The organism is Corallococcus sp. M7, assembly GCF_054512695.1.
In genome coordinates this window covers 7,125,198-7,150,648 of record NZ_CM137252.1, presented here as the reverse complement: position 1 = coordinate 7,150,648, position 25,451 = coordinate 7,125,198, and the positions used below count along the sequence as shown (strand labels likewise).

The 25,451-nt window shown below is 70.6% G+C and carries 19 protein-coding genes; 6 read left to right on the top strand and 13 right to left on the bottom strand.

What is annotated here, in order from left to right; genetic code table 11:
- The first annotated feature begins 92 nt into the window (after nt 1-92).
- A complete protein-coding gene (locus ACX114_RS28610) occupies nt 93-812 on the top strand; it encodes a YcnI family copper-binding membrane protein (protein ID WP_459289674.1) in 720 nt (239 codons plus the stop codon).
- A gap of 8 nt (nt 813-820) precedes the next feature.
- Nucleotides 821-1,018: a hypothetical protein gene (locus tag ACX114_RS28605; protein ID WP_459289672.1), complete on the top strand. Its 198-nt coding sequence runs from the start codon at nt 821-823 to the stop codon at nt 1,016-1,018.
- On the opposite strand, the gene ACX114_RS28600 is transcribed toward ACX114_RS28605, so the two are convergent.
- The 7 genes from ACX114_RS28600 to xdhC form a co-directional block, all read right to left on the bottom strand.
- Nucleotides 1,012-2,355, bottom strand: a complete 1,344-nt coding sequence (locus tag ACX114_RS28600; protein WP_459289670.1) for a hypothetical protein — start codon at nt 2,353-2,355, stop codon at nt 1,012-1,014. The two genes, ACX114_RS28605 and ACX114_RS28600, sit on opposite strands and share 7 nt — an antisense overlap.
- Nucleotides 2,352-4,058, bottom strand: a complete 1,707-nt coding sequence (locus ACX114_RS28595; protein WP_459300314.1) for a hypothetical protein — start codon at nt 4,056-4,058, stop codon at nt 2,352-2,354. The genes ACX114_RS28600 and ACX114_RS28595 overlap by 4 nt, the downstream gene beginning before the upstream one ends.
- Nucleotides 4,059-4,410: 352 nt before the next feature.
- Nucleotides 4,411-4,845 carry a hypothetical protein gene (locus tag ACX114_RS28590; protein ID WP_459289668.1) on the bottom strand — a complete coding sequence of 145 codons (435 nt, stop codon included), beginning with the start codon at nt 4,843-4,845 and terminating at the stop codon, nt 4,411-4,413.
- A 136-nt stretch (nt 4,846-4,981) separates the two neighbouring features.
- Nucleotides 4,982-6,130, bottom strand: coding sequence for an MbnH family di-heme enzyme (locus ACX114_RS28585; protein ID WP_459289666.1), 1,149 nt, complete (start codon nt 6,128-6,130; stop codon nt 4,982-4,984).
- Nucleotides 6,131-6,147: 17 nt separating this feature from the next.
- Nucleotides 6,148-7,014, bottom strand: a complete 867-nt coding sequence (locus ACX114_RS28580) for an MbnP family copper-binding protein (RefSeq protein ID WP_459289664.1) — start codon at nt 7,012-7,014, stop codon at nt 6,148-6,150.
- A gap of 84 nt (nt 7,015-7,098) precedes the next feature.
- Nucleotides 7,099-10,932, bottom strand: a complete 3,834-nt coding sequence (gene xdhB / locus ACX114_RS28575) for a xanthine dehydrogenase molybdopterin binding subunit (protein WP_459289662.1) — start codon at nt 10,930-10,932, stop codon at nt 7,099-7,101.
- A complete protein-coding gene (gene xdhC / locus ACX114_RS28570; RefSeq protein ID WP_459289660.1) occupies nt 10,929-11,768 on the bottom strand; it encodes a xanthine dehydrogenase accessory protein XdhC in 840 nt (279 codons plus the stop codon). Before xdhC ends, xdhB begins: the two co-directional genes overlap by 4 nt.
- Nucleotides 11,769-11,912: 144 nt before the next feature.
- Between xdhC and ACX114_RS28565 the strand changes: the two genes are divergently transcribed.
- Nucleotides 11,913-12,350, top strand: coding sequence for a DUF2383 domain-containing protein (locus ACX114_RS28565; RefSeq protein WP_459289658.1), 438 nt, complete (start codon nt 11,913-11,915; stop codon nt 12,348-12,350).
- A 167-nt stretch (nt 12,351-12,517) separates the two neighbouring features.
- Entirely contained in the window at nt 12,518-13,351 is an 834-nt protein-coding gene (locus tag ACX114_RS28560) for a hypothetical protein (protein WP_459289656.1), read from the top strand.
- Nucleotides 13,352-13,363: 12 nt separating this feature from the next.
- Here the strand turns inward: ACX114_RS28560 and ACX114_RS28555 are convergent, their stop codons facing one another.
- From ACX114_RS28555 to ACX114_RS28545, 3 genes are all read right to left on the bottom strand, one after another.
- Nucleotides 13,364-14,458, bottom strand: a complete 1,095-nt coding sequence (locus tag ACX114_RS28555) for a hypothetical protein (RefSeq protein ID WP_459289655.1) — start codon at nt 14,456-14,458, stop codon at nt 13,364-13,366.
- 12 nt (nt 14,459-14,470) lie between these two features.
- Nucleotides 14,471-15,028 (bottom strand): DUF2378 family protein, encoded by a 558-nt coding sequence (locus ACX114_RS28550; RefSeq protein WP_459289654.1) that lies wholly within the window; start codon nt 15,026-15,028, stop codon nt 14,471-14,473.
- Between the two features lie 130 nt (nt 15,029-15,158).
- A complete protein-coding gene (locus ACX114_RS28545; RefSeq protein WP_459289652.1) occupies nt 15,159-17,048 on the bottom strand; it encodes a M4 family metallopeptidase in 1,890 nt (629 codons plus the stop codon).
- A 258-nt stretch (nt 17,049-17,306) separates the two neighbouring features.
- Between ACX114_RS28545 and purL the strand changes: the two genes are divergently transcribed.
- Entirely contained in the window at nt 17,307-21,203 is a 3,897-nt protein-coding gene (gene purL, locus ACX114_RS28540; protein WP_459289650.1) for a phosphoribosylformylglycinamidine synthase, read from the top strand.
- A 13-nt stretch (nt 21,204-21,216) separates the two neighbouring features.
- On the opposite strand, the gene ACX114_RS28535 is transcribed toward purL, so the two are convergent.
- Together ACX114_RS28535 and msrB are read right to left on the bottom strand one after the other, a co-directional pair.
- Complete coding sequence (locus ACX114_RS28535) at nt 21,217-23,061, bottom strand: glycosyl hydrolase family 18 protein (RefSeq protein WP_459289648.1); 1,845 nt, start codon at nt 23,059-23,061, stop codon at nt 21,217-21,219.
- Nucleotides 23,062-23,097: 36 nt separating this feature from the next.
- A complete protein-coding gene (gene msrB, locus ACX114_RS28530; protein ID WP_206791476.1) occupies nt 23,098-23,520 on the bottom strand; it encodes a peptide-methionine (R)-S-oxide reductase MsrB in 423 nt (140 codons plus the stop codon).
- A 216-nt stretch (nt 23,521-23,736) separates the two neighbouring features.
- Here msrB and ACX114_RS28525 point away from each other — a divergent pair, with 216 nt between their 5' ends.
- Nucleotides 23,737-24,153 carry a CBS domain-containing protein gene (locus ACX114_RS28525; RefSeq protein WP_459289646.1) on the top strand — a complete coding sequence of 139 codons (417 nt, stop codon included), beginning with the start codon at nt 23,737-23,739 and terminating at the stop codon, nt 24,151-24,153.
- Nucleotides 24,154-24,224: 71 nt separating this feature from the next.
- Here the strand turns inward: ACX114_RS28525 and thrS are convergent, their stop codons facing one another.
- Nucleotides 24,225-25,427: a threonine--tRNA ligase gene (gene thrS, locus ACX114_RS28520; RefSeq protein ID WP_459289644.1), complete on the bottom strand. Its 1,203-nt coding sequence runs from the start codon at nt 25,425-25,427 to the stop codon at nt 24,225-24,227.
- Between the last annotated feature and the right edge of the window lie 24 nt (nt 25,428-25,451).

Here is a 25,451-nt window from a genome sequence, read left to right as displayed (position 1 = left end):
CGGCCCGGTCCGGCTGCTGCGACAAATGACCGCAGCGGCCGCGCCACGGGAGGCTGCTATCCGGGATGTTCCTTTCTTCCCGGAGTCACCCGATGAAGTCTTCCCTGGGGCCGTTGTGTGTCGTCGCGGGTTCGCTGCTGTCCTCGTCCGCCTTCGCGCACGCGGCGGTGGCGGGGGCCACGCCTCCCTATGCCGGTGCGACCTTCGAGGCGGACATCACGGTGAGCCACGGCTGCGACGGCGCGGACACGTACAAGATGCGGGTCCAGATTCCGGAGGGCGTGACGGGTGTGCGCCCGGTGGACTCCGTGTTCGGCACGGCCGAGGTGGAGAAGGACGCCAACGGCAACGTGACGGCGGTGACGTGGACCCGGCCCACGGGCGCCGTGAAGGCGGCGGACACGCACTTCTTCCACCTGGGGCTGCGCATGAAGCTGCCCTCGAAGCCGTTCACCACGCTGTTCTTCCCCACGACGCAGACGTGCAGCACGCCCGGCGGCGCGCTGACGGTGGTGGAGTGGACGAGCACGGCGGGAGGCGAGCACCACCACGACGGGGACGCGGGCACGGGGGCTTCCGAGAACCCGGCGCCGTCGCTCTACCTGCTGCCTTCGCGGCTGCCGGGTTGGAACCAGTACACGGTGCAGGAGCACGTGCATGACCTGACGGTGTTCAAGGACGCGCTCATCGTGTGGTCCGGCACGCAGGCGTACAGCTTCAACCCCGTCACGCAGGCGCTCATCGAGAGGGAGCCCGGCGTCACCGCGCTCACGCAGATCCATCCGGGCACGGTCATCTGGGTGAAGTACTAGGAGCGACCATGCGCCACTGGCTCTTCGTGTTGTGTGTCGGAGTTCTCGTTGGCTGTTCGGACAAGCCCTCGCCGCCCACGGGGCAGAGCGATGGGGGCACCATCGTGGAGGACGCGGGTACGGCCTCCGGTGTGGAGCGGCCGGGCGCGCTGGAGCGGCCGCCGCTGGAGCGGTTGCCGGACGACCTCAAGCCGCCGGCTCAGTAACGGACGTGGCGTTCCGCGACGCGGTAGAGCTGGGTGAGGGAGTGGTCCAGTAGCGCCTGCGTGGACCGCATGTAGCGGTGCGCGCGGGCGAAGGGCAGCCACACGCGGTCACCGACGCGGACCTGGGCTTCCATCCACTGCTTGCGGGGAAGCCACTGTCCGCCCAGGTGTTTGACCAGTACTTCGCCCAGGTAGGCCCCGACAGCGGGGACCACGATGGCATCGACGTTGTGCCGCTCGAAGGTGTCCGGGAAGGTCTCCTTCCAGAAGTGGAGGTCGATGTCCGTCAGGGACTCGGGGGAGCCCTTGAGGACGGAGGGCACCGGCGTGTGGAGCAGCGCCACGAGGCGTTCCGCGAAGGATGCGTACTGGTCGAGGGCGGCTTTCGGATCGGCCACGTCCGGAGGCAGGGCTGCGTGTAGCGGGAGCCACTCGTCCGGCTCTGGTGGGACGTAGGCGTTGAGCTCCGCGATGCGCCGCTGTTGCTGGGCCAGGGATACGTATTCAAGGAGGCGCGGGAGCAGCGCGGCGATGTCCGGAGCGAAGCGGGGTTCGACGGGTGCGAGGGTCGCGCTCCGTTCGCGGAGGGTGGCCATCACCGTGTCGAAGTTGAGGTCCGGCCGGAGATGGACCCAGGCGCGGGCCTGGGCGACGCGGGCGGCCTCAGTGGCGAAGTCCGCGGCGGTGGGCCAGGTGACGAGGAGGATGGATCCGTCCGGGAGTTCTTCGACGCGGTGGGCGGGAGTGGAGCGCATGCGCTCGCGGCCGACGGTGTCCACGAGCTTCGCGCTGAAGACGTTGAGCCAGCAGACTTCGTAGATCTTGTCGAAGCCATCCCGGTAAGTCGTCTCATCGTCTCGGCCGAAATTAGGGAAGTCGGCCAACTCCCTGTCCGCCACGCTGTGGGATGTAGCGTGGGTTACGGGGTAGTGAATGGCCCATGCGCGGACCATCTCCACAAGTCCCTTGCAACTTGATTCCCGCGCGAAGAGGTCGAGCGGCCCCACCGCGAGAGAAAGATCCAGGCTGGGTCGTAGCGGCGGAAGTCGAAGCCGGAGCGACATGTCGAGGTCGGGACCGGTCGTGCGGTAAAGGCCCACGGACGTACTTCTTTCCTGGCGCGCTTCAGCCAGTCCCTTGGCCACTGCCTCGCGTGTGTACTTGCGGCGCCGTACCCCCTTGACGATGTCTGGCATCCACTCGCTGGCGCCGGATTCAAGTGCTTCAAGAAACGGCGCGAGTTCCCGTTCAAGGATGCCGGTGGTGTTACAGGCTCCATCAAACGAAATGCGCAGGTAGTCGTCCGCCAGGTGCCTGGGGATGCCATCCATCGTCATTGGATTTGGACCTCCACACCCGGGAACTCGTCCCGGAGGACCCTCAGGGTTCTCTTCATGTCGATCACTCGCCAAGGCTTGAGGACGCCCCCTTCGTAGATGAGGCGTACCTTGCGGATTCGTACCTGTCCTTCCAGTCCAGGTCTGCGGACGTTCACGGTTTCGCCGTAATACCGAAGAGCCGCACGCGCGTCCGCTCTCATTTGGGCCGTCAGTGCTGACTCACTGAGGAGATGCAGGTCGCGGCTCTTGAAGCTGAAGGTCTCCATGCGCGGCGGTTGCCCTGACGGTGGCTTCGTTTCGATGATCAGCGCGTCCGCGAAGCGCAGGTCCGCTTTCGTCATGCCCACGTGCGTTTCAATTCGCGGCTGATCGAAATCCTTGAGCCACCGGCGCTGTGCCCGAGGGAGTGCCGCATCCGCCCGGAGCCGGGCGACCATGTCTCGTTCGAACATCAGCCCGCGGATGAACTGCCCGCGCAGCTCCAGGTAGCCCTCCCAGCGGAGGGGACCCTTGGCGGGCGTGCCCTGTTCCAGCTCCGCGAGTCTTGCCTCGCGATAGCTCACGTACTCGGTCCAGAGCGGGTGACCTTCGGCTCCTCGGGGTGCATCCCGCTCCGATGGATGTTCCTTCAAGAAGGACACATCGCGGGACAGGCGGGGACCCGTGGCCTCCCACTCCACCTGCGCGAGCCGGGCCTCCAGGACCTCCGGTGGCACTCCCGCGAAGTCCTTCGATAGGGCGGAACCGCCGGTACTCTTCTGCGCGGCTCCCGGGCGTTCGCGGCTTGCCTCCGCCAGCAGGGCCTGGGCCTTCGCCGGGTTGCCTCGGGCCTCGTACAGCGCCAGCGCTCCGGCTTCTCCCCACTCGGCGGCGAGGTGGGCACCCTCCCGGCTTGCCCGGAGCTGACGCAGCAGCTCCCGGGTGGCGTTCACTCCGAGCTGTTCCTCCAGCCGCTCCACCGCCGCCTTGAGCGCCTCCACGTCGAAGGCGGGCCGTTCTCCTCGCAGGGCTCTTGCGCCTTTGCCTCCCGCGTACAGCGCCACCATGAGCGCGGCGGGGGCCAGTTCCCGCGTGGCCTGCTCGTATCGTCCCTTCGCCAGCGACGACGCTCCCTGCGCCGTTCCCGCGACCAGATGGAAGAAGCCCATCGGGACGCCGAAGGTCAGGTGATCAAACCCGCCCCGCACCACGTTGCCCGGGGAAAAGTGCCCTGCCATCAGGGCCCGCTCCACCGCGTCGAGCGCTTCCTGATAGGGCGGCGGTAATTGCGCACGCTTCGCGGAGAACTCCACGTAGCGAGCCCCCGCGCTCACGTCGGTGCTGGACAGCGCGTCCCGCCCCGCGCGCCCCAATCCCCGCAGGACGTCACCGGCCCGCTCTTCCCGCTCCGGATACGCGGCGACCTTAAGACCCCGGCGCAGCAACTCCTCGCGCACGGTGGGCATGCCACCCAGCGTCTCCCCAAGCTGCTTGTCGCGGGCCAGGCGCTGGATCAGCTCACTCAGTTCGTCATCGAAGCTGGTGTGCAGGATGAAGAGCGCGAACACCTCCGCGCGCGGAGGGCCGTACTTCTCGACCGCGCTGACGAGGAATGCCGCGCGTTTGCTCTGAAGGACGACGGAGGCCTTCGCATCCAACGGCCCCAGCGCCCCCAGCCGGACGGCATCCCAATCATCCAGGGACTCCACCAGCCGGGCCATGTCCACGCCGCGCTGCATGGCCACGAAGGCCGCGGGCGAGGCACAGGCCAGGAAGGGCGCGAGGCGCTGCTCACCGCGCTCCAGCTCAGGCCAGCCGGAAGGCAAGGCCCGTCCGCCGCAGGCCCACGTCCTATCCTCCCGAGGGGGCGCGGGAGGCTTCCGAGTCGCTCCCGCCCACGGACGCCAGTCGGAGCGCGCCGCCGGAGTGCCGTAGCTCCAGGTCCCTCCTCGCGACGGCGCCGACGCACAGCCCGCGAGGAGCAGGGCGAGGCAGGCCAGCGCCGCCCATCGGCCCGTGGGGAATCGCCAGGGCTCGTTCATCGCCGATGACGCTCCCCCCACGGGCCGCGGCTCAGTCGAGCCCCTCGTAGGTGGCATACGCGGTGAGGATGCCCGACCACTCCGCCGTCCACGTGTCGTAGACCTGCACCCGCTGGCTCAGCGTCTGGTAGCGGGAGATGGTGCGAAGGCAGATGTTGCCCTCATCCAGGGTGTAGCCCGTCGATTCGCAGGTTCCATCCAGGAACTGCACGACATAGCGGCTCCCGGATTGATCAATCCCCTGGATCCCAAAGACAACCGTCGTCGTGTAGGGGCTGCCCATGGCAAAGCAGGAGCCCGCCGACAGGTAGTCCCAGGCGAACGTATCCACGTAGCAGGCCGCGACCGCGTCGCCCGCTCCCAGTGACTGAATGCCCTCGGGCGCGGGCCGCACGGCCTCGGCCCAGGCAGTGGACGACAGCGACAGTGCGGCGACGGCGGAGACTCCAGCAAGCAGACGGCGCATGGCACCTCTCCTATGAAGGGGAGGCAAAGGCTAGTGATGCGGCCAATGGCAATCAATGCGAGGCCAATGGTATTGCGGTGCCACGGTTCAAATTTCGCGGCGTGCTGGATGTATGGCCTTGGCCGGGCAAGCCCTGTCACGGCACGGTGGCGGGGTCCGCGAAGCGCGGGTCGGTCAGGAACGCCGTGTCCGTGAGCGACTCCAGGAACGCGATGACGTCCGCCTTCTCCTCGGGCGTCAGCTCGAAGCCGCGCACGAAGGCGCTCTGCAGAGGGCTCGGCTGTCCGCCGTTCGCCGCCCGTGCCCGGCCTCCCGCCGCGTAGTGGTCCAACACGTCGGAGAGCGTCTCCACGCTGCCGTCGTGCATGTAGGGCCCGGTGACGGCCACGTTGCGCAGCGATGGCGCCTTGAAGCGCCCCATGTCCTCGGGACGGAACGTGATTTCGTAGAGGCCCGTGTCCCCGGCGGGATACGCGCCCCGGCCGTCCTCGTTGTAGAGCCCCGTGTTGTGGTACGGCAGCACCGGCTCCGCCGTCGCCTCGTGCACGGTCGCGTCCTGGAAGTTGAAGCCGGAGTGGCAGTGGTCGCACTCCAGGCGCTCGGACAGGAACAACTGGAGGCCCCGCTTCGCCGCGGGAGTCAGCGCGTCCACGTCCTTGCCGTACAGATAGCGGTCATACGCGGACGTGCCGGAGATGAGCGACCGCTCGAACGCGGACAGCGCCCGGGTCAGCGTGGCCAGCGACACCGGCGTGGCCTCGTTCGGGAAGGCCTCCGCGAAACGGGCCGTCAGGTCCGGATCCGCGCGCAGCCGCTCCAGCAACACCTCCTGCTGATCCGCGAAGCCCAGCTCCACCGGATCCCTTCCGAACAGCGGCACCAGCGCCTGGGCCTCCAGCGTGGTGAGCGCGGAGTTGGCCCAGGTGAGGCTGGTCGCATACGCCACGTTCGCCAGCCCCTGCCCGTTGCGGCGGTGCGCCTGTCCCGTGCTGCCCACCGCGTGCACGCGCCCGTCCGTGAAGGCCCGGGCCTGCTCGTGGCACGAGCCGCAGGACTGCGTGCCGTTCATCGACAGGCGCTTGTCGTAGAAGAGGCGCCGGCCCAATTGGACCTTCGCCTCCGACATGGGGTTGTCCTCCGGCACGCGCGGCGTGGGGAAGCCCGCCGGCAGCTTCCAGTCGTAGGGAGCGGGCTCCTCGGAAGGCCCCGAGGGATCCGCGCAGCCCGCGGCCAGCAACGCCACCGTCGCCAGCGCCTTCCACGCCTGTGCTTGTCGTCGTGCCACGTCGGACGTCCTTCCTGCTACTCGGCCCGGATGAAGGTCTGCGCGGACGGGTTCGCCGCCTGGCCGCCGAAGCCCAGCCCTAGGGGCTGGAAGAGGGGACCGCAGTCCGCGTCGGTGGGGGACGACATGCAGCCCGCGGCCGTGCTGGCCGCGTTCGCGTCCAGGTTGGCGCCCGCGAAGAGCGTGCCCAGGTCCATCACCACCTTGTTCTTCGTCACGTCGAAGCCGTCCAACTGGAACTCCGGACGGTTGTTGTTCGCGCAGCCCGCGGTGCCCTGCGTCTGGCCTTCGGGCGGCGGCGCGCAGGCCGTGCTGCCCAGGTGCAGGACGTGCTGGGGAAGGCCCTGCGTGCGGCCCTCGATGCGCGTGAAGATGAAGCCGCTCTGCCAGCTCCAGTGCAGGCCCGTGTCATCCATCGGCTTGCCGAGCGTCGTGGGGTCGCCGTGGTTGAGCTCCTCCGGGATGCCCAGCGTGAAGCGCAGGCCCGTGTAGTCCCCCTGGGGCGCCGTGCCCTTGATGGACGCGTTCATCCCCGCCGTGCCCTGCGTGCACAGCCCGTCCTTGTTCGCGAAGTCCAGCAGCACCACGCCCGAGTGCTGCCACGTGCCGTCCTCCGTCAGCGTCACGGGCACCTCCTGTCCGGCCCGCGTCACCAGCCGCACGTTGTGCACGTACACGCGGAAGTCCATGGGCTCGTACGTCGTCCCCGTCGTCCCGACGTTCGTGTACGTCTTGCCGCACGCGAAGGCCTCCGTGCCCACGCGGGCGACGACGGGCAGGTCCACCGTCAGCAACTCGGGCGTCTGGGGTTCGTCGTCCCCACAGCCGAGCGCGCCCACGAGGGCCAGCGGGAGGAGGAGGCGGGAGCGGAGCAGGGAGCGCATGGCAATCATCCTTGGAAGGTGCCCCCGTCTAACGCACGGGCCGGGAAAGCTTGCCGTGGCATGTTGCCGCACCCGCCGCCTAGCTCAGGCCACCTCGCGCGTTTCGTCCGGAACGGGGAGCCCCGCGCCCCGCGCCTTGCGCCGCTGGATGGCCAGGAAGAGCGCCTCGTGCGTGGCGGGCGAGGGCAGGTCCACGTCGCCGCCCGGCGCTCCGAAGGCCGCCACCGCGTCGCGCAGCGCCTCCCGCACGGACAGGGCCAGCATCAGCGGCGGCTCGCCCACGGCCTTGCTGCCGTGGATGGTGCCCTTCTGTCCGGCCCGCTCCATCAGGGCCACGCGCAGGTCGATGGGGGCGTCGCTGAACGCGGGCACCGCGTAGGTGCTGGCGGAGTGCGTGAGCAGCCGCCCGTTCGCGTCCCACTTCAGCTCCTCGCCGGTGAGCCACCCCATGCCCTGCACGAAGCCGCCCTCCACCTGGCCCCGGTCCACGCCGGGGTTGAGGGAATCCCCCACGTCCTCCAGCAGGTCCGAGCGCAGCACGCGCTTCATGCCCGTGTCGCCGTCCACCTCCACCTCGCTCACCGCCGCGCCGTAGGCGAAGTAGAGGAACGGCTTGCCCCGGCCCAGCGCCCGGTCGTAGCCGATGCCCGGCGTGCGGTAGTAGCCCGTGACGGACAGGCCCACGCGGTCGCGGTAGGCCTCCTCCACCACGGCCGCGAAGGGCAGCCCCTGGTCCGGCCGCGACGCCGCCGCGATGCGCCCGTCCTCGAACACCAGCGCGTCCGGCGACACCGCCTGCCCGTGCAGCTGCACCAGCATGCGCGCGGCCACCGGGGCCAGCCGCTCGCGCACCTGGACGCACGCCTCGCGCACCGCAGCGCCGTTGAGGTCCGAGCCGCTGGAGGCCGCCGTCGCGGACGTGTTGGGCACCTTGTCCGTGGCCGTCTGCGCCACGCGCACCAGCTCCGCGGGCAGGCCCAGCTCACGCATGGCCACGCCCTGAATCTTGGTGTGCAGCCCCTGGCCCATCTCCGTGCCGCCGTGCGACAGCAGCACGGAGCCGTCGCGGTACACGTGCACCAGCGCACCCGCCTGGTTGAGGAAGGTGGCGGTGAAGGAGATGCCGAACTTCATCGGCGTGATGGCGAGGCCTCGCTTGATGCGCGGGCTGGACGCGTTGAAGGCCTCCACCTCCGCGCGGCGCTTCACGAAGTCGGACGACTCCATCAGGTCGCTCCACAGCTTCGGCAGCCGGTTGTCCTCCAGCTCCTGGCCGTAGTGCGTGGTGTTGGTGTCGCCCACGCCGTCGTAGAGGTTGCGCTGGCGCACGGCCTCGGGGGCCAGGCCCAGGGTGCTCGCGATGCGCGCCAGGATGTCCTCCATCACCAGCATGCCCTGCGGCCCGCCGAAGCCTCGGAAGGCCGTGTTGGAGACCAGGTGCGTCTTCGCCACGCGGCCGGTGTAGCGCACCGACGGCACGTAGTAGCCGTTGTCCAGGTGGAAGAGGGCGCGGTCGGTGATGGACTCGGACAGGTCCAGGGACCAGCCGCCGTTGGACGTGAGGTCCGCCTTGAGCGCGAGCAGCCGGCCCGTGGCGTCGAAGCCCACCTCCCAGGCCGCGTGGAACGGGTGGCGCTTGCCCGTGACGACCATGTCCACGTCGCGGTCCAGCATCCACTTCACCGGCCGGCCCGTGTGCACCGCCGCCAGCGCCACCAGCGCCGCGGGCGCGTTGCCTTGCGTCTCCTTGCCGCCGAAGCCGCCACCCATGCGCGGCGCCTTCACCACCACGCGGCTGCGCGGAATGTGCAGCACGTGCGAGATGATGGCCTGCACCTCCGACGGGTGCTGCGTGGAGGACGTCACCGTGACGTCGCCGTCCTCGCCCACCTCCGCGAAGGCCGCGTGCGTCTCCAGGTAGAAGTGCTCCTGGCCGCCCATCGTCAGCTCACCGGCCAGCCGGTTCGGGCTGGAGGCGAGCGCGCTGTCCACGTCACCCCGGCGGATGATGTGCGGGTCGGTGTGGAAGCTCTGCTGCTTCAGGGCCTCGGCCAGCGTGAGCACCGCGGGCAGGGGCTCGTAGTCCACCGCCACCTGGCGGGCGCCCTCGCGGCAGGCCTCGGGCGTCTCGCCGACGACGAGCGCCACCACCTGCGCGTGGAAGAGCACCTCGTCCTTCGCGAGCAGCGGCTCGTCGTGGCGGATGGGACCCGTGTCGTTCATGCCCGGGATGTCCTCCGCGAGCAGCACCTTCACCACGCCGGGCACCTTCAGCGCGGCGCTGGCGTCGCGGCGGAGGATGCGCGCGTGCGCGTGCGGAGACAGCACCGGCCACACCGTCAGCATGGGCCGGCGCTGCGCGAGGTCGTCCACGTACTGCGCGCTGCCCGTCACGTGGCCCAGGGCGCTCTCATGGCGCAGCTCGCGGCCCGCGTCCGAGGTGGCGGAGGGCGCGCCCGGGGCGAAGGTGGGGCGGCCGTCCAGCACGGGGCTGCGCGCGCCGGACGCGAACTTCTCCAGCAGCGACACCACCAGCCCGCGCCGGTACTCCGCGCTGCCGCGCAGGTCCGTGAGCGGGGTGAACTCGCGCTCCAGCGTGGCGCGCACGCGGGCCACGGCCTCCGCGTTCCACGGGTGCCCCACGAGCAGTCCTTCCGTCTGCTTCGCGCGCGCGGGCGTGGCCGCGACGCCGCCGTAGCCCAGCCGCGCGGTGCGCACGAGGCCCAGCGCGTCCGTCTCGATGCAGAAGCCCGCCGCGACGATGCTGATGTCCAGCTCGCGGCGCTTGGACACCTTGAAGCTGTCCGAATGGCGCGTGAGCCCGCTCTCCTTCGCCGGGGCGTGGGGGATGACGACGAAGCGGACCACCTCGTCCGGCTGGAGCGCCGTCTTGCGGTAGGCGAGGAAGAAGTCCGACAGCGCCACCGTCCGCTCGCCGCGCACGGACGCGAGCACCAGCCGGGAATCCAGCGCGAGCAGCACCGGCGCCGTGTCCCCGATGGGCGAGGCCGTCACCAGGTTGCCCGCGAGCGTGGCGCGGTGGCGGATCTGCCGCGAGGCGAAGACGTTGAGCATCTTCGCCAGCTCCGGCACCTCGTGGCCCAGCGCGTCCTCCACGTCCACCAGCGACGCGGCGCCGCCCACGTACCAGCCGTCCTCCTCGCGGCGGATGGCGCGCAGGGCCTCCACGCCCTCCGTGGAGATGAGGAACGGGTAGCGGCGGGACTTCTTGGTGATGTCCACGCCCAGCTCGGTGGCGCCGGCCACGAGCATCGCCTCCGGGTGCAGGGCGCGCAGCGCGAGCAGGTCCTCCCACGTCGTGGGGCGCAGGAACAGGCCGTCACGGGCCTCGTAGCGCAGGGGCGGAGTGGGGGAGGGCGCGCCCTCCAGCGAGACACCGGGGAGCCCCGGGCCCGCGCCCTTCGCGTCGCGGGTGGCGAGCGCGTCCACCATCGCGTCGCGGATGGGGCGGTAGCCGGTACAGCGGCAGATGTTGCCGCAGAGCTGATCCGCGATGGCCTCCGGCGAGCCCGCGTCCTTGCGACAGTAGGCCTCCACCATGGAGACGACGAAGCCCGGCGTGCAGAAGCCGCACTGCGAGCCGTAGTGCTTCACCATCGCCTGCTGCACGGGGTGGGGCGCGGCGCGGCTGCCCACGCCCTCCACGGTGACGAGCTCGCGCCCGGCCACCATGGGCAACAGCGCGATGCAGCTGTTGAACGCGCGCAGCGTCTTCTGGCCGCTGACGTCCCGGTCCACCATGGCCACGGTGCAGGCGCCGCAGTCGCCCTCGGCACAGCCCTGCTTCGTGCCCGTCAGGCCTCGCGCACGCAGGTAATCCAGCAGGGTGGTGTTGGGCGACGCGTCGTCAACCTGGACGGTCTGTCCGTTGAGCCGGAACTCGAAGGGGGTGCTCATTCCCCCGAGGATAGCAGGGGCGCGGGCGCTGGCTGAGCGCCTGCTTCCTGGGCCAGGCCCGTGGCGAGTCCATGGTGGAGCTGGAGCAGCCCGGCCGCGATGCTCACGGCCACCTCTTGCGGTGACTTTCCGCCGGTGGGCAGCCCCATGGGGCACTGGACGCGGCCCACCTGCCGGGCGGGCATCCCCTTCGCCTCCAGCCGCTGCCGGAAGCGGGCCCACTTCGTGTCACTGCCGATGAGGCCGATGTAGCGGGCCGGCTGCTGGATGGCGAAGGCGATGATGTCCTGATCCACGTCGTGGCGGTGCGTCATCACCGCCACATAGGTGCGCTGCGCGTCCCAGGCCGCGCGCGACGCGAAGTCATCCCACGCCTCCTCGTGACGCACCACGCCCGAGGGCACCAGCGGGGACTGGACCCACTCGGCGCGCTCGTCCACCAGGTGCACGCGGAAGGGGGTGCCCTCCAGGATGCGGCACAGCGCCTGTCCCACGTGGCCGGCGCCGAAGAGGTACAGCTGGGGCCCGTGGTTGACGGGCTCGACGAAGACGTCCACGACTCCTCCACAGCACTGCCCCAGCTTCGCGCCCAGCGGATAGCGGAACGTGCGCGCTTCGCCTTTGGCCAGACACGCGCGGGCGTCTTCCAGGACCAGCTGCTCCAGGTGGCCGCCGCCAATGGTGCCGTGAAAGGTACCGTCCGCGCGCACCAGCAGCTTCGCGCCGGGGGGCGCGGGCGTGCTGCCCTTGCACTCCGTCACCGTCACGACGGCGAACGGCGTGTCCTCCCGTGCCCAATCCGCGAGTTGGTGAACCCAGTTCCACATGCCGCGCATGAGTCTGCCACGGTCGCCGTGCCGGCGGCGCCCCTCCGGACGCCTGCCGTGTGGACGGGGAGGCCAGCGCCCGTTGCCGGGCCGGCGAGGCGCACCACCTTTTCGCCAGTCGATTTCATTCACCGGAACCAAGGAGATGACGTCATGGCGAACACCGACATCGAGACGCTGAACTCCTTCCTGCGCGGTGAGCTCTCCGCCGTGGAGACCTACCGGCAGGCGAGCAAGCACTTGAAGAGCGACATCGCCCGCACGGAGGTGGATGCCTGCCTCCATGACCATGAGGCCCGCGTCGAGGCGCTCAAGGAGCGCATCCAGAAGCTGGGCGGCAGCCCCGCGGAGAGCTCCGGCCTCTGGGGCGCCTTCGCGAAGATCGTCCAGGGCGGAGCGGACCTGCTGGGGGAGAAGGCCGCCATCGACGCCCTGGAGCAGGGCGAGGACCACGGCCTGGCGGACTACAACCGTGACGTGAGCAAGCTCCACGGCGAGGCGCGCAGCTTCGCGCGTCAGCAACTGCTCCCGGCCCAGAAGCAGACGCATGACCGGCTCAGCCGCCTGAAGCACAACCCGACCCTGCACTGAGGGTAGGGGTTGCGCATTGCCGGACATCCCAAGGTGCCCATCCAGGATGTGGGGATGGGCGCCTTGTGGTGCATCGCACGTCTCCGCATCCAGCCCTGGAGGCTTCAGGGAGCGTGCGATATTCGGAAGGAGGGGACTTCCACCGGCGAGAGAGGGCGCAGAGGCACATGGGGCGTGAGCACACGGTGCCGGGGCCGAACGGGCCCGGGGCCGTCACCGACAGCGAGGACGCGGGGACACCGGCTTCCCGCTCGCCCGACGTGCGCGCCGAGGGCGCTCCCTCCATTCCCTCCCCGACGACCGCCGACACCAGCTACGCCGCGGGCGCCCTGGGCACCGGCGTGGAGGTGCTCTTCACCACCTCCGAGCGCGCCCTGCAGTGGGCCTGGCGCGTGCTCCAGCTCGCACGCGGCGTGGTGGAGGCCACGCCCCGGGGTGACGCGTTCATCCGCGAAGCCCGCGCGTCCGTGGTGGACTTCCTGGACCACATCCCGCCGCACGTGCGCCGCAGCGTCGAGGAGGTCCTCGTCTTCTGCAACCTGTGGCAGGCCGTGGGCGTGCGCCTGCGCCGCCGGGGCGGCTTCCCCGCCGGGGACGACACGGCCTGGCGCCAGCTCTGCGAGGACGTGGAGCTGCTCCAGCGCGCCGCCCAGGCCCGGCTGGGCACCGCCGCGGCGCTGGAGCAGGGGTTGCTCAAGGACCTGGGCCGCCTGCGCGAGCTGGCCCTGTCCTGCGGCGACAGCGCCAACGAGGTCACCGTGGGCATGGAGGTATTCACCCGCTGCATCGCGGAGCTGATGGCCGTGGCCAGCGCCGTGCGCCGCGCGTGGGAGGCCGCCGCCCATGAGCTGGCCGAGTCCGCCGCGTGGCTGCGCGCGGGGGACCCGGCCTTCAGCGCGTGGCTGGCGGAGCACCTGGTCGCCGCCGAGCCCGCGTGGGAGCGCACCCAGAAGATCGCCCGCTGGCTGCGCGACGTGGGCGCCTTCGCGGGCCAGCCCTGAAGCGCGGCCCGCTCAGGGCTCGATGAGGATGCGGTGCCGGTGCAGCTCCAGGAGGATGTCCGGATCCAGGTCCGCCTGCTTGTGGTCGCGCAGGTGCTGGCGGACGGCGTCCACGGGCTTCTGGCCGGTGAACTCCACCAGCAGCGAGTAGGCCTCCCCCGGCAGCGCCACCGCGTCGTATTCGCTGTACGAGCCCAGCGCGACGCTGCCGTCCGGCAGCCACTTCACCGTCGCGTCCGGGTTGAAGCGCAGCACGCGCGGCAGCGTGGGCGCGGTGGCCTGGGTGTGCAGCTTCTCCAGCACCTTCTGCTCGATGGTGCCGTCCAGGCCCAGCATCCGCTCCAGCCCGTCCCGGGACACGGCGCGCACGGCGTCGTAGCAGGCGCGGTAGAAGTCCTTCTCCATCCCGGCGTAGCCCTTCCAGAGCGCGGCGTACACCTTCGCCGGGGGCGCCACGTCGTCCAGGTCCTCCACGGACAGCGGGGCCGTGGCCACCTCCGCCTTGTCGCGGCCGTCCAGGAGGAACTCCGGCATCAGCTGGAGCAGCGCGTGGCGCGACAGCTGGAACTCCGCCAGCGTCAGGTACGTCTTGAGCGACATCCAGAAGCGCTGACCGTCCCGGTCCGCCACGTACTTGCAGAAGAACGTGGAGCAGACGGACTCGCGGTAAGCCCAGATGGTGCAGCCGCCGGACTCCAGCGCGTAGTACGGGCAGCGCAGCGATGACGCGCGGCCGAAGAACTGGTGCGCGTTCTTGTACAGGTGGTTGAACTTCGCGGGCGGCTTCACCCACTGCGGCGTGACGCCGATGCGGCTGTCGATTTTCGCTTCGATGCGCCGGCGCCCCTCCGCCATCTGCGGCGAGTCATCCGACAGGAGCGCGCCCACGAGGTAGTTGGGCAGCCGCGGCTGGTATGTGCAGCACTTGGTGTCCGGCCGGAACAGGTGCTCCGCCCCGTCCACGGACTCCACCGTGGCCTGCGCGGACGCGCGGCTCATGGCGCAGTTGGAGCAGGTGGCCTTCGTCTCCGTGGGTGCGTCCTTCTGGAAGAAGGCCGGCAGGAGGTCCTGGTAGAGGGCGGGCAGCGTCGAGAGGATGGAAGACATGAAGGCGGGGTGTCAGGAGGACCGGTCGGCCCACTCCAGGTGATAGGTGGCGGAATCAGGCGAGTGGCGGGTGCGGTGCAGGGTGAAGCCCTGGACTCCCACGCGCAACATCCCTTCTTCCAGCACGCCATCCACGAAACCCTCCAGGGCCTCCGGTTCGTTGAACCAGAGGTCCGCCTGGGAGGGGCCCAGCACGGTGAGCCGCGTCTCCGTGTAGTTGTTGCCGCTGCGGAAGTTGTGCTGCATCCGCTCGAGCGAGCGCATGGGCCCCACCACGCGCGCCAGCGTGAGGACCGCGCCGCCCACCAGCGTCTGCGCGTAGCCCTCCACCATCCGCCGGCCCATCAGGCGCCGGCCGTGCTCCACCGGCTGGTCGGGGTGGAGCGTGCGGGCCGTGTCCGCCAGGCAGTCCACCCAGACGGCCAGGGGGTACGCGGCGAGCAGCGGGGCGTGCAGGTTCATTCCCCGCGCGCGCAGCCGGTCCACCAGCTCGGGCGTCAGGGAGGGGGCCAGCACCTTGCGGTACAGGCTGTCCACGCTGCTGCTGAAGATGACGCGCTCGTCCCTCATGGCCCTCCGTCCTTGCCGGGACCCGAACAGGCCCCCGGGCGCGCATTCTTCGCCCAGGGCCCGGGAGGAGGCCAGCCCCCTCGCGCCGACCCTCACCGCCGGTGCGCGGTGAGGGGAAGTGCCCGGTGCGTCACCAGGCCACGGAGAGGCTCACGCCGCTGTAGGCGGTGTAGCCCCGCAGCAGGATGTACTGCCGGCCGGCGATGGACCGCGCCCCCAGGTTGCACGTCTCGTTGTTGCCCGACAGGTAGGGGCGGCAATCGTAGATCTGCGCGGTGGGCGCCATGCCAAAGCGCGTGTAGAGGTCCACGTCCCCGGTGCCGCTGGAGATGGTCACCGTGGACGGCGTGTTCGCCGGCACGTCGAAGCAGTAGTACTTCTGCGACGAGGCGTTGCCGGAGATGAGCGACACCGTGGTGTTGTTGGGCAGCGGGATGCAGGAGGGCGTCGTCGTGACGCCCACGCCCACCGCGCTCCACGCCGCGTCCACCGCGTCCTGGACGGCGGTGCTGTAGCCCAGGCTCTGCGCCGCCACCCGCGTCGCCGTCCTGGCCGCGTAGAGGCTGGTGCTGCGGGTGAAGAGGTTCATGTTGGCGTACCAGAAGATGCGGGCCGCGGCCTCCACGCCGATGGCCGGCACGTTCACCGTCGTCTTGCCTCGCGGGTGCACGCCGCCGGTGGCCATCAGCTTGAACGCCAGGTTGGCCACGCCGGAGCCGGCGTGCACTTCCGTGCCGCTGTTCAGGTCCGGGGCGTAGTCCACGGAGTAGCCATCCGCCGCGGGGTCGTTCATGTAGCGCAGGGCATCTCCGGACGTGCCGGGGGTCCAGGCCGTCTCCGCGATGTGCCACACGGACGTCGCGGTGCTCCAGGTGCCCGAGGCCCAGCTGCCGCAGGTGGCGGCGTAGATGTCCGACAGCGACTCGGTGAGCGCGCCGGACTCGCCGGTGTAGATGAGGTCGGACGTGGTCTCCGTGACGCCGTGCCCGAACTCGTGCACGACGATGTCCGGGTCCTCGCACGGCACCCCCAGCTCGGGCAGGCTGCCGTCCCCGCAGACCAGCTTCGCGCCGTCGAAGTATGCGTTCGCGTAGCTGGTGCCGTAGTGCACCTGCGCCAGCAACTGGCCGCCCGCGCCGTTGTACGAGTCCCGGCCGAAGTTCGCCTGGAAGCAGTCGTAGAAGAGCCCCATGTGGTCGTACGTCTTGTCGATGGCCGTGTCGCCGGTGGCCACCTGGCCTTCAATCCGGCACGTGCCGCTGTTGGGGCCCCCCACCGAACACACCTTGCGGTTGCGCGCGGCGTGGATCTCCGGTGCGCGCAGCAGCTCCTGTCCGTCCGCCGCGCTCACGTAGACGCGGTCGCGCAGGGGCATGCCGTCCGCGTCCTGTCCGGACACCACCACCTCGAAGGCGCGGACCAGGGATGCATCGGAGGTCGGCCGGACGAAGACCTCGCGGGGGGCTTCCGCGCGACTGCCCGGCGGGGACGCGGCCAGCGCCGCCTCGCTCGCGGCCTCCGGAGCGATGCGAGCGGGGGCCGGCAGGGGTTCGCCGTCACGCGCGGTGCCGTTCACCGCGTACACCTGACCCTTCGCGTCCAGGTGGACGATGAGCTCCTCGTTCACCACCGGGAGCCCGTCCTTGGTCTGCGTGTAGCGCAGGTGCGTGTTGCCCAACTCGTCCGTGTGGATGCGCTTGGGCACCAGGTCCTTCGCCGTCAGCCGGAAGGCGGGCAGCACGCGCAGCAGGGTGGGCTCCAGGAGCGCGTGCGCCTGCCAGGCGCTGGCACCGGAGAGGGGCCGGCCCGTCGTCCCCAGCACACCCTGGATGAACTGGGGCACGCCATCCGCGTGCACCCCCCGCACCTCCGCGCCGGGCAAGGCTCCCAGCGCCGACTTCAGGTCTCCCAGTCGGGCTTCGGAAGGGACGGCAGGCGCTTCCGCGTCAGGGCCTCCCGCACCACATGCGGACAGCGTGAACGTCAGGCCGGCGAGGAGCCAGCGGTTCTTTCGCGTCATGACATGCCCCCAGTGTGACGAAACGAGTCTTTGAAGCCTGGCGAGCAAATCACGGAGTACTGACTGGTAGGTGAATTCCTGAATGACTGGGAGTGATGGGAGGGAGGCCCAGGACGGAGGAGCGCCCACGTCGGCGGTGGTTCACCCACCTGGGTGCTGTGCGGGCGTCCTGGCACGAACTCCGGACGTTGTGACGCGAGGCGCGGTGATAAGGACGGCCCCGCTGTTACCTCCCGTCACCCGTTCGCAAGGACCTTCATGCTCACGCTGCGCGGGGCTCCGGCCCTCTCCGAATTCAGGCTCGCCAAGCTGCTCGCCCGTTGCCGGGAGCGGGTGCCGACGGTGGCCACCCTCTACTCGGAGTTCGTGCACTTCGTGGATGCGTCCGCGCCGCTGACGCAGGACGCGTCGGAGCGGCTGGGGCGCCTCTTGGAGTACGGCCCCCACACGGCGAAGCGCGAGCGCACGGGCACGCTGCTGCTGGTGGTGCCGCGTCCGGGCACGGTGTCGCCCTGGGCCTCCAAGGCGACGGACATCGCGCACCACTGCGGCCTCACCCAGGTGCGCCGCATGGAGCGAGGCATTGCGTTCTTCCTCACCGGCCCCGGTGGCCGGGAGCTGGACGCGAACGAGGCGGAGGGCGTGCAGGCGGTGCTGCACGACCGGATGACGCAGGCGGTGCTGCCCCGGCTGGAGGACGCGGAGGTGCTGTTCCGCACGGACTCGCCCCGGCCGCTCACGCGCGTGGACGTGCTGGGCGGAGGCCGCGCGGCGCTGGCGAGGGCCAACGGCGAGCTGGGCCTGGCGCTGGCGGAGGACGAGATCGACTACCTGGTGGCGCGCTTCACTGAGCTGAAGCGCAACCCCACCGACGTGGAGTTGATGATGTTCGCGCAGGCGAACAGCGAGCACTGCCGCCACAAAATCTTCAACGCGTCGTGGACGGTGGATGGCCAGCCGCGCGAGCGCTCGCTGTTCCAGGCCATCAAGAACACCTACGCCCAGAGCCCGGGCGGCGTGCTGTCCGCGTACAAGGACAACGCGGCTGTCATCGAAGGCTTCGAGGTGGAGCGCTTCTTCCCGCAGGGCGAGGCGCGCGAGTGGGGCACCGTGCGCGAGCCGGCCCACATCATGATGAAGGTGGAGACGCACAACCATCCCACCGCCATCTCGCCGTACCCGGGCGCGGCCACGGGCGCGGGCGGGGAAATCCGCGACGAGGGCGCCACCGGGCGCGGCGCGAAGCCCAAGGCGGGGCTCACCGGCTTCTCCGTCAGCCACCTGCGCCTGCCGGAGTACGCGCGGCCGTGGGAGGCGCCTTACGGCAAGCCGGACCGCATCGTGTCCGCGCTGGACATCATGGTGGACGGCCCGCTGGGCGGCGCCGCGTTCAACAACGAGTTCGGCCGGCCCAACCTCACCGGCTACTTCCGCAGCTTCGAGCAGCACGTGCCCACGCCCGAGGGCGTGGAGGTGCGCGGCTACCACAAGCCCATCATGCTGGCGGGCGGCCTGGGCAACATCCGCGCGGACCACGTGAAGAAGGCCCCGCTGCGCGCGGGTGACAAGCTCATCGTGCTGGGCGGCCCGGCGATGCTCATCGGCCTGGGCGGCGGCGCGGCGTCCTCCATGGCGCAGGGCGCGAGCGCGGCGGACCTGGATTTCGCCTCCGTGCAGCGGGACAACGCGGAGATGGAGCGCCGCTGCCAGGAGGTCATCGACCAGTGCTGGATGCTGGGCGAGAAGAACCCCGTGCGCTCCATCCACGACGTGGGCGCGGGCGGCCTGTCCAACGCGCTGCCGGAGCTGGCGCACGACAACGACCTGGGCGGCCGGCTGGAGCTGCGCGAGGTGCCCAACGACGAGCCGGGCATGTCCCCGGTCGAAATCTGGTGCAACGAGGCGCAGGAGCGCTACGTGCTGGGCGTGGCGCCGGAGGACCTGCCGCGCTTCGCCGCGCTGTGCGAGCGCGAGCGCGCCCCCTTCGCCGTGCTGGGCGAGGCCACCGCGGAGCAGGTGCTTACGCTCACGGACCGCGAGCTGGGGGACACGCCCATCGCGCTGCCCATGGACGTCCTCTTCGGCAAGGCGCCGCGCATGCACCGCGACTTCGCGTCGCGCCCGCTGAAGCACGCGCCGCTGAGCATCCCGGCGGACCTGAAGGCCTCGGCGCACGCGGTGCTGTCGCATCCGACGGTGGCGGACAAGTCGTTCCTCATCACCATTGGCGACCGCTCCGTGGGCGGCCACACCGCGCGCGACCAGATGGTGGGCCCGTGGCAGGTGCCGGTGGCGGACTGCGCGGTGACGCTGTCGTCGCTGATGTCCGACACGGGCGAGGCCATGGCGCTCGGTGAGCGCACGCCAGTGGCGCTGGTGGACGCGGCGGCCTCCGCGCGCATGGCGGTGGGCGAGGCGCTGACCAACCTGGCGGCGGCGCGCATCGGGAAGCTGTCGGACGTGAAGCTGTCCGCGAACTGGATGGCGGCGGCGGGCAGCCCCGGCGAGGACGCGAACCTCTACGCGGCCGTGCACGCGGTGGGCATGGAGCTGTGCCCCGCGCTGGGCATCGCCATCCCGGTGGGCAAGGACTCCATGTCCATGCGCACGCAGTGGCAGGAGGACGGGCAGAAGAAGGCTGTCACCGCGCCCCTGTCGCTCATCATCACCGCGTTCGCGCCGGTGCTGGACGCGCGCGTCACGCTGACGCCGCAGCCGGTGGACGTGGCGGGGGACACGCGCCTGCTGCTGCTGGACGTGGCGAAGGGCAAGCAGCGCCTGGGCGCGTCCGTGCTGGCGCAGGTGCACCAGCAGGTGGGCCCGGAGTGCCCGGACGTGGATGACGCGGAGGCGCTGAAGGGCTTCTTCGCGGCGGTGCAGGAGCTGCACGCAGCGGGCGTGCTGCTCGCGTACCACGACCGCTCCGACGGCGGCCTCTGGGCCACGCTCGCGGAGATGGCCTTCGCGGGCCACTGCGGCCTGGACGTGGACCTGGCGAATCTGGGCGGTGACGCGGTGGCGGCGCTCTTCAACGAGGAGCTGGGCGCGGTGGTGCAGGTGCGCGCGTCCGACGTGGCTCGCGTGCGGGAGGTGCTCACCCGCCACGGCCTGGGCGCGCACGTCCACGAACTGGGGCGCCCCACGTCCCAGCAGGTGGTGCGCGTGCGGCACGGCGGCCGGGAGCTGCTCGCGGAGGAGACGGTGGCGCTCAAGCGCACCTGGTCGCGCGTGAGCTACGAAATCCAGAAGCTGCGCGACAACCCCACCTGCGCGGAGGAGGAGTACGCCGCGAAGTGCGACGCGGGTGACCCGGGCCTGTCGCCCAAGCTCACGTTCGACCCGAAGGTGGACGTGGCGGCGCCGTACATCGCCAAGGGGGCCCGGCCTCGCGTGGCGGTGCTGCGCGAGCAGGGCGTCAACAGCCAGCAGGAGATGGCGGCGGCGTTCACCCGCGCGGGCTTCGCCGCGGTGGACGTGCACATGAGCGACCTGTTGTCGGGCCGCGTGTCGCTGAAGGACTTCCACGGCGTGATGGCGTGCGGCGGCTTCAGCTACGGCGACGTGCTGGGCGCGGGCGGCGGGTGGGCGAAGTCCATCCTCTTCAACCCGCGCACGCGCGACGCCTTCTCGGAGTTCTTCGCGCGGCCGGACAGCTTTGGCCTGGGCGCGTGCAACGGCTGCCAGATGTTCGCGCAGCTGCGCGAGCTCATCCCCGGCGCGGACGGCTGGCCGCGCTTCGTGCGCAACGCGTCCGAGCAGTTCGAGGCCCGCCTGGGCACGGTGGAGATTTCTCCGTCGCCGTCGCTCTTCTACAAGGGCATGGAGGGCAGCCGGATGCTCATCGTCGTGTCGCACGGCGAGGGGCGGGCGGAGTTCGCCAACGCGGACGCCGCCGCGCGCTTCAACGCCTCCGGGCTGGTGACGACGCGCTGGGTGGACAACCGGGGCCAGGTGGCGGCGAAGTACCCGGCCAACCCCAACGGCTCGCCGCACGGCATCGCCGGCATCACCACGAAGGACGGCCGCTTCACCATCACCATGCCGCACCCGGAGCGCGTGCACCGCACCGTGCAGCACTCCTGGCACCCGGCGGAGTGGGGCGAGGACGGCCCCTGGATGCGCATGTTCCGCAATGCCCGCGTCACCCTGGGCTGACTCAGGCCTCGCGTCACTTCAGGAAGGCGTCCCGCACGGCGTCCAGCAAGGGGTTGGCACCGGTCTCCGGATCGGTGCACCCCTGGTTGAGCGTCCAGATGATGGTGCCGCCGTAGCCCTCCTGCTTCACGAAGGCGCCCTTGGCGGCGATGGCCTGCGGGCTGTCGTAGGAGATCCACGTCACCGTGCCGTCCTCCACGAGCTTGTCCGGAGCGAACGTCACGTAGCTGGCCTGGGCCTTCTCGTCCCACTGGTACTTCCCCTGCTTCGAGTAGCGGAGGATCTTCTTGTAGGTGAACGAGTTGTCCCCGCCCACGTAGTCGGACCAGTTCGTGAACGGCTGATACGGGCCGGTGATGTGGCGCCACGCGAGCCCGTAGAAGGGGATGCCGATGCCCAGCTTCGCCTTGGGGATGCCGGCCTTCACCCACAGGTCCAGGCTGGACGCGATGGACGTGGGATGCAGCCCCTGTTCGCCCTTCAGCGCGGACGTGTGCCAGGACTTCCAGCCGTCCCACGCGCCAATCATCTCGTAGGACATCAGGTTCATCTGGTCGAGGTGCGTCGCCAGCTCCGCGAACCAGGGGTCGGCGTCAGTGGGGAAGTTGGTGTTGATCCAGTGGAGGGGGAAGGTGAGGAGCATCTTCGGCCGCGCCTCGCGAAGGGCCTTCACCAGGGCCAGCAGCTTGGGCCGGTCCTCCTTCTCCACGGGCTCCCAGTCCAGGTCCAGCCCGTCGTAGCCGAAGTCGTCCATCGCCTTGAGCAGCGAGCGGACGAACTTCGCGCGGTTCGCGTCGGACGCGGCGCCCACCCAGCCGTCATGCTCGCCGGAGCCGCCCACCATGATGATCGCCTTGCGGCCCGCCGCGTGCGCGCGCTTCGACAGCGTGCGGGCAATCTCCGGCCCCCGGTCGTTGTCGAACTTCGTGCTCAGCGTGCCGTCCGCCTTCGGCGTGACGCGGCCCACGAGGATGTGCGTGAGCGCGCTGAAGTCCACCTTCTCCGGCGGGTAGTCATCCGCGTTCCAGCCCGTGTAGTAGCCCGACACCCACTTGCCGCCCTGGCCCGGTGGGCCCTTCGCGACGGTGGAGGCGCTCACCACCACGCTGGCCTGGGCCACCTGGCTCGGGTCCGCCTTGCTCCGGGCCATCACCCGGTACGTGCCCGGCTTGCGAGGCGCGGTGTAGACGCCCGCGGCGCTGATGGTGCCCCGCTCGTTGCCGGGCTCCACGCTCCATGTCACCTCCGTGTCCTTGCTGTTCGTCACGGTGGCGCTGAAGGCGTGCGTGGCCCCCGGCGCCAGGAAGACGGAGGGCGTCTCCAGCGTGACGGTGACTGTCCGGGGCCCCTGCTCGATGCCGATGTCGTCGAAGGAGAGCGGCGGCAGTGTCTTGCCGCTGTCCTCCTGGAGCCACAGGCCGGTGATGCGCGTGCGGCCTTCAGGCAGCAGCTTCGCCAGCGGCACGCGGCAGGTCGTCCACTTCCGGGCCGGGATGGCGCCGCCCTCGCAGGTGGGGCCCAGCGGCACGCCCACGGGCTGCTCGGAGCCGATGACGACGCGCGCTCGCACCGCCGCGTTCGCGCCGTCCTTCCCGCCGTTCACCTTCAGCACCAGCGTGTCCTCCGGTGCCACGTCGAAGCCCGGGTGGCCGAAGTACAGCGCCTCCCAGGGCCCCAGCGTCACTGACACGGTGGCGCCCATCGCGTGCGCGCCGGCCCACGTCAGGTCCTCCCAGGGCGAAGCCAGCCGGTCCTGATAGAGCCACGTCACCTGGGGCGATGCGGCCTTCGAGGGGGGTGCCGCTTGGGAGACGCCCCCCAGCAGAAGCGCGGTGAGCAGGGCCGGAAGTCGTCGCATGGTCTCCCATCCTCGCAGAGGAGGGGAGACGCGTCTTCAGGCCTTGACCAGCTCGATGGGGCTGCCTTCCGGGACGTGCTTCATCGCCACGGAGTTCATGCAGTAGCGCAGCCCCGTGGGCGGCGGGCCGTCCGGGAACACGTGGCCCAGGTGGCCGTCGCAGCGCGCGCAGCGGACCTCGGTGCGAATCATCCCGTGCGACACGTCGCGGATCTCCGTGACGGAGTCCTCCGACAGCGTCTGGGTGAAGGACGGCCAGCCGGTGCCGGACTCGAACTTCGTCCCGGCCTTGAACAGCGGGTTGTTGCAGCCCGCGCACACATAGGTGCCCGGCGTCTTGGTGCCGAGGAAACAGCCCGTCCCCGGGTACTCGGTGCCGTGCTGCCGCAGCACCTGGAACTCCTCGGGGGTGAGGCGCTTGCGCCACTCGTCGTTGGAAAGAATGAGCTTGTCCGCCATGGGTCCTCCTCCACGTTTCGGGCCTGGAGCCCGGAGCACGGCCTTGGATGCACCTCGGGCCTTCGCGTCGCACCCTATACCAGGCGGGCGGGCAGAGGCCCGGCGGCTCGGTTCTGCTCCTCACGGAACAGCGGGCCTTCAGGGCAATGGGTTGGATGTCCGTGCGCCGGTTGTACTGCTCCGGGACGCGGGCGCGCGTCATCAGGAGGTCTGCCCATGCGGATTTCGGAGTTGATGCAGAGGGACGTGAAGACCATCGACGCGGATGAATGCCTGAGCTCCGCCGCGGAACGGCTGGACACCGCCAGCCTGGGGGCGCTGCCCGTCACGGAGCACGGCCGGGTGGTGGGCCTGCTCACCGACTCCGAGCTCTCCCTGTGCTCCACCGTCCACGGACATGACCCCGACGTCACCACCGTGCGCGAGGCGATGCGGGACCCGGTCACCTGCCCGGAGGACGCGCCGCTGGAGGCCGGCGAGCGTCTGATGGAGCAGCACCACCTGAACCGCCTGGTGGTCGTGGACGCGGAGAACCACGCGGTGGGACTCCTGAGCCTGGACGACGTCGCCTCCGAGCCCCTCACGCTGCTGCGGCCCGGCGAGCCGCTGGAATACCTGAGCCTCTACTCCTGAACCCGCGGAAGGCCCGGCGCCCCCTCCGGGTACGGGAAGGGAGCACCGGGCGGTGCTTCATGGACGGCCGCTCAGCCCGCCACGGCTGGCTGGCACGCGGCGGACAGCCACGCCACGGCGTCATCCCAGGGCAGGTCGCGCTGTGAGCCATCGCGCTGCCGCAGGCGGACGCCCTTCGACTCCACCTCGCGGCCACCCACCACCGCGAGGAACGGCACGCCGTCCTCGTGCGAGCCCAGGACCTTCTTCGACAGGGACTCGTCCCGCACGTCCGCTCGCGCGCGGCAGCCGGCCAGCCGCAGCCGCGCCGCCAGGCTCTCCGCGTACGCGGCGGCCCCCGCTCCCACGGAGGCCACCACCACCTGCTCGGGCGCGAGCCACGCCGGTAGCGCACCGCCATGGTGCTCCAGCAACACGCCGATGAAGCGCTCCAGGCTGCCGAACAGCGCGCGGTGAAGCATCACCGGGCGCAGGCGTTCTCCGGACGCGCCGACGTAGTGCAGGTCGAAGCGCTCCGGCAGCACCAGGTCCAGTTGGATCGTCCCGCACTGCCACGCGCGGCCCAGCCGGTCCTTCAGCACGAACTCCAGCTTGGGCCCGTAGAAGGCGCCCTCGCCGGGCTGGTCCACGTACTGGAGGCCCGCCTGCTTCGCCGCGGACTGGAGCCACGCCTCCGCCTGGTCCCACAGCGCATCATCTCCGGCACGCATCGCCGGACGGCTGGAGAAGGCCACCTGCACGTCGTCGAAGCCGAAGCCCGCGTAGAACGCCTTGAGCGAGCGCACGAAGCGGATGACCTCCGCCTCCACCTGCTCCGCCGCGCAGAAGATGTGGCCGTCGTCCTGCGTGAACTGGCGCAGGCGGAACAGCCCGTGCAGCGCGCCGCTGGGCTCGCTGCGGTGCACCAGCCCGAACTCCCCCAGGCGCAGGGGCAGGTCGCGGTGGCTGGGCGCCATGCGCTGCACCAACTGGATGTGGCCCGGGCAGCTCACCGGCTTCAGGGCCAGGTGCCGGTCGCCCTCCGGCATGCAGAACATGTTCTGGCGGAAGTTCTCCCAGTGGCCGCTCTGCTCCCACAGCGGCTGGGAGCACAGCTGCGGCGTACGGACTTCGCGGTAGCCCTCCTCGCGCATGCGCTGGCGGACGTGGTCCTCCAGCAGCCGGTACAGCATCAGTCCGCGCGGGTGCCAGAACACCATGCCCGGGGCCTCCTCCTGCAGGTGGAAGAGGTCCAGGCGCTGGCCCAGCGCGCGGTGGTCGTGTTCGTCGAGCATTGTCGTCTCCGTGTGTCGGTCGGG

Coding starts and splice junctions, on each gene's coding strand:
- ACX114_RS28610 (WP_459289674.1), top strand. CDS start 93: ATGAAGTCTTCCCTGGGGCCGTTGTGTGTCGTCGCGGGTTCGCTGCTG.
- ACX114_RS28605 (WP_459289672.1), top strand. CDS start 821: ATGCGCCACTGGCTCTTCGTGTTGTGTGTCGGAGTTCTCGTTGGCTGT.
- ACX114_RS28600 (WP_459289670.1), bottom strand. CDS start 2,355: ATGACGATGGATGGCATCCCCAGGCACCTGGCGGACGACTACCTGCGC.
- ACX114_RS28595 (WP_459300314.1), bottom strand. CDS start 4,058: ATGGCCCGGCTGGTGGAGTCCCTGGATGATTGGGATGCCGTCCGGCTG.
- ACX114_RS28590 (WP_459289668.1), bottom strand. CDS start 4,845: ATGCGCCGTCTGCTTGCTGGAGTCTCCGCCGTCGCCGCACTGTCGCTG.
- ACX114_RS28580 (WP_459289664.1), bottom strand. CDS start 7,014: ATGCGCTCCCTGCTCCGCTCCCGCCTCCTCCTCCCGCTGGCCCTCGTG.
- xdhB (WP_459289662.1), bottom strand. CDS start 10,932: ATGAGCACCCCCTTCGAGTTCCGGCTCAACGGACAGACCGTCCAGGTT.
- xdhC (WP_459289660.1), bottom strand. CDS start 11,768: ATGCGCGGCATGTGGAACTGGGTTCACCAACTCGCGGATTGGGCACGG.
- ACX114_RS28565 (WP_459289658.1), top strand. CDS start 11,913: ATGGCGAACACCGACATCGAGACGCTGAACTCCTTCCTGCGCGGTGAG.
- ACX114_RS28560 (WP_459289656.1), top strand. CDS start 12,518: ATGGGGCGTGAGCACACGGTGCCGGGGCCGAACGGGCCCGGGGCCGTC.
- ACX114_RS28555 (WP_459289655.1), bottom strand. CDS start 14,458: ATGTCTTCCATCCTCTCGACGCTGCCCGCCCTCTACCAGGACCTCCTG.
- ACX114_RS28550 (WP_459289654.1), bottom strand. CDS start 15,028: ATGAGGGACGAGCGCGTCATCTTCAGCAGCAGCGTGGACAGCCTGTAC.
- ACX114_RS28545 (WP_459289652.1), bottom strand. CDS start 17,048: ATGACGCGAAAGAACCGCTGGCTCCTCGCCGGCCTGACGTTCACGCTG.
- purL (WP_459289650.1), top strand. CDS start 17,307: ATGCTCACGCTGCGCGGGGCTCCGGCCCTCTCCGAATTCAGGCTCGCC.
- ACX114_RS28535 (WP_459289648.1), bottom strand. CDS start 23,061: ATGCGACGACTTCCGGCCCTGCTCACCGCGCTTCTGCTGGGGGGCGTC.
- msrB (WP_206791476.1), bottom strand. CDS start 23,520: ATGGCGGACAAGCTCATTCTTTCCAACGACGAGTGGCGCAAGCGCCTC.
- ACX114_RS28525 (WP_459289646.1), top strand. CDS start 23,737: ATGCGGATTTCGGAGTTGATGCAGAGGGACGTGAAGACCATCGACGCG.
- thrS (WP_459289644.1), bottom strand. CDS start 25,427: ATGCTCGACGAACACGACCACCGCGCGCTGGGCCAGCGCCTGGACCTC.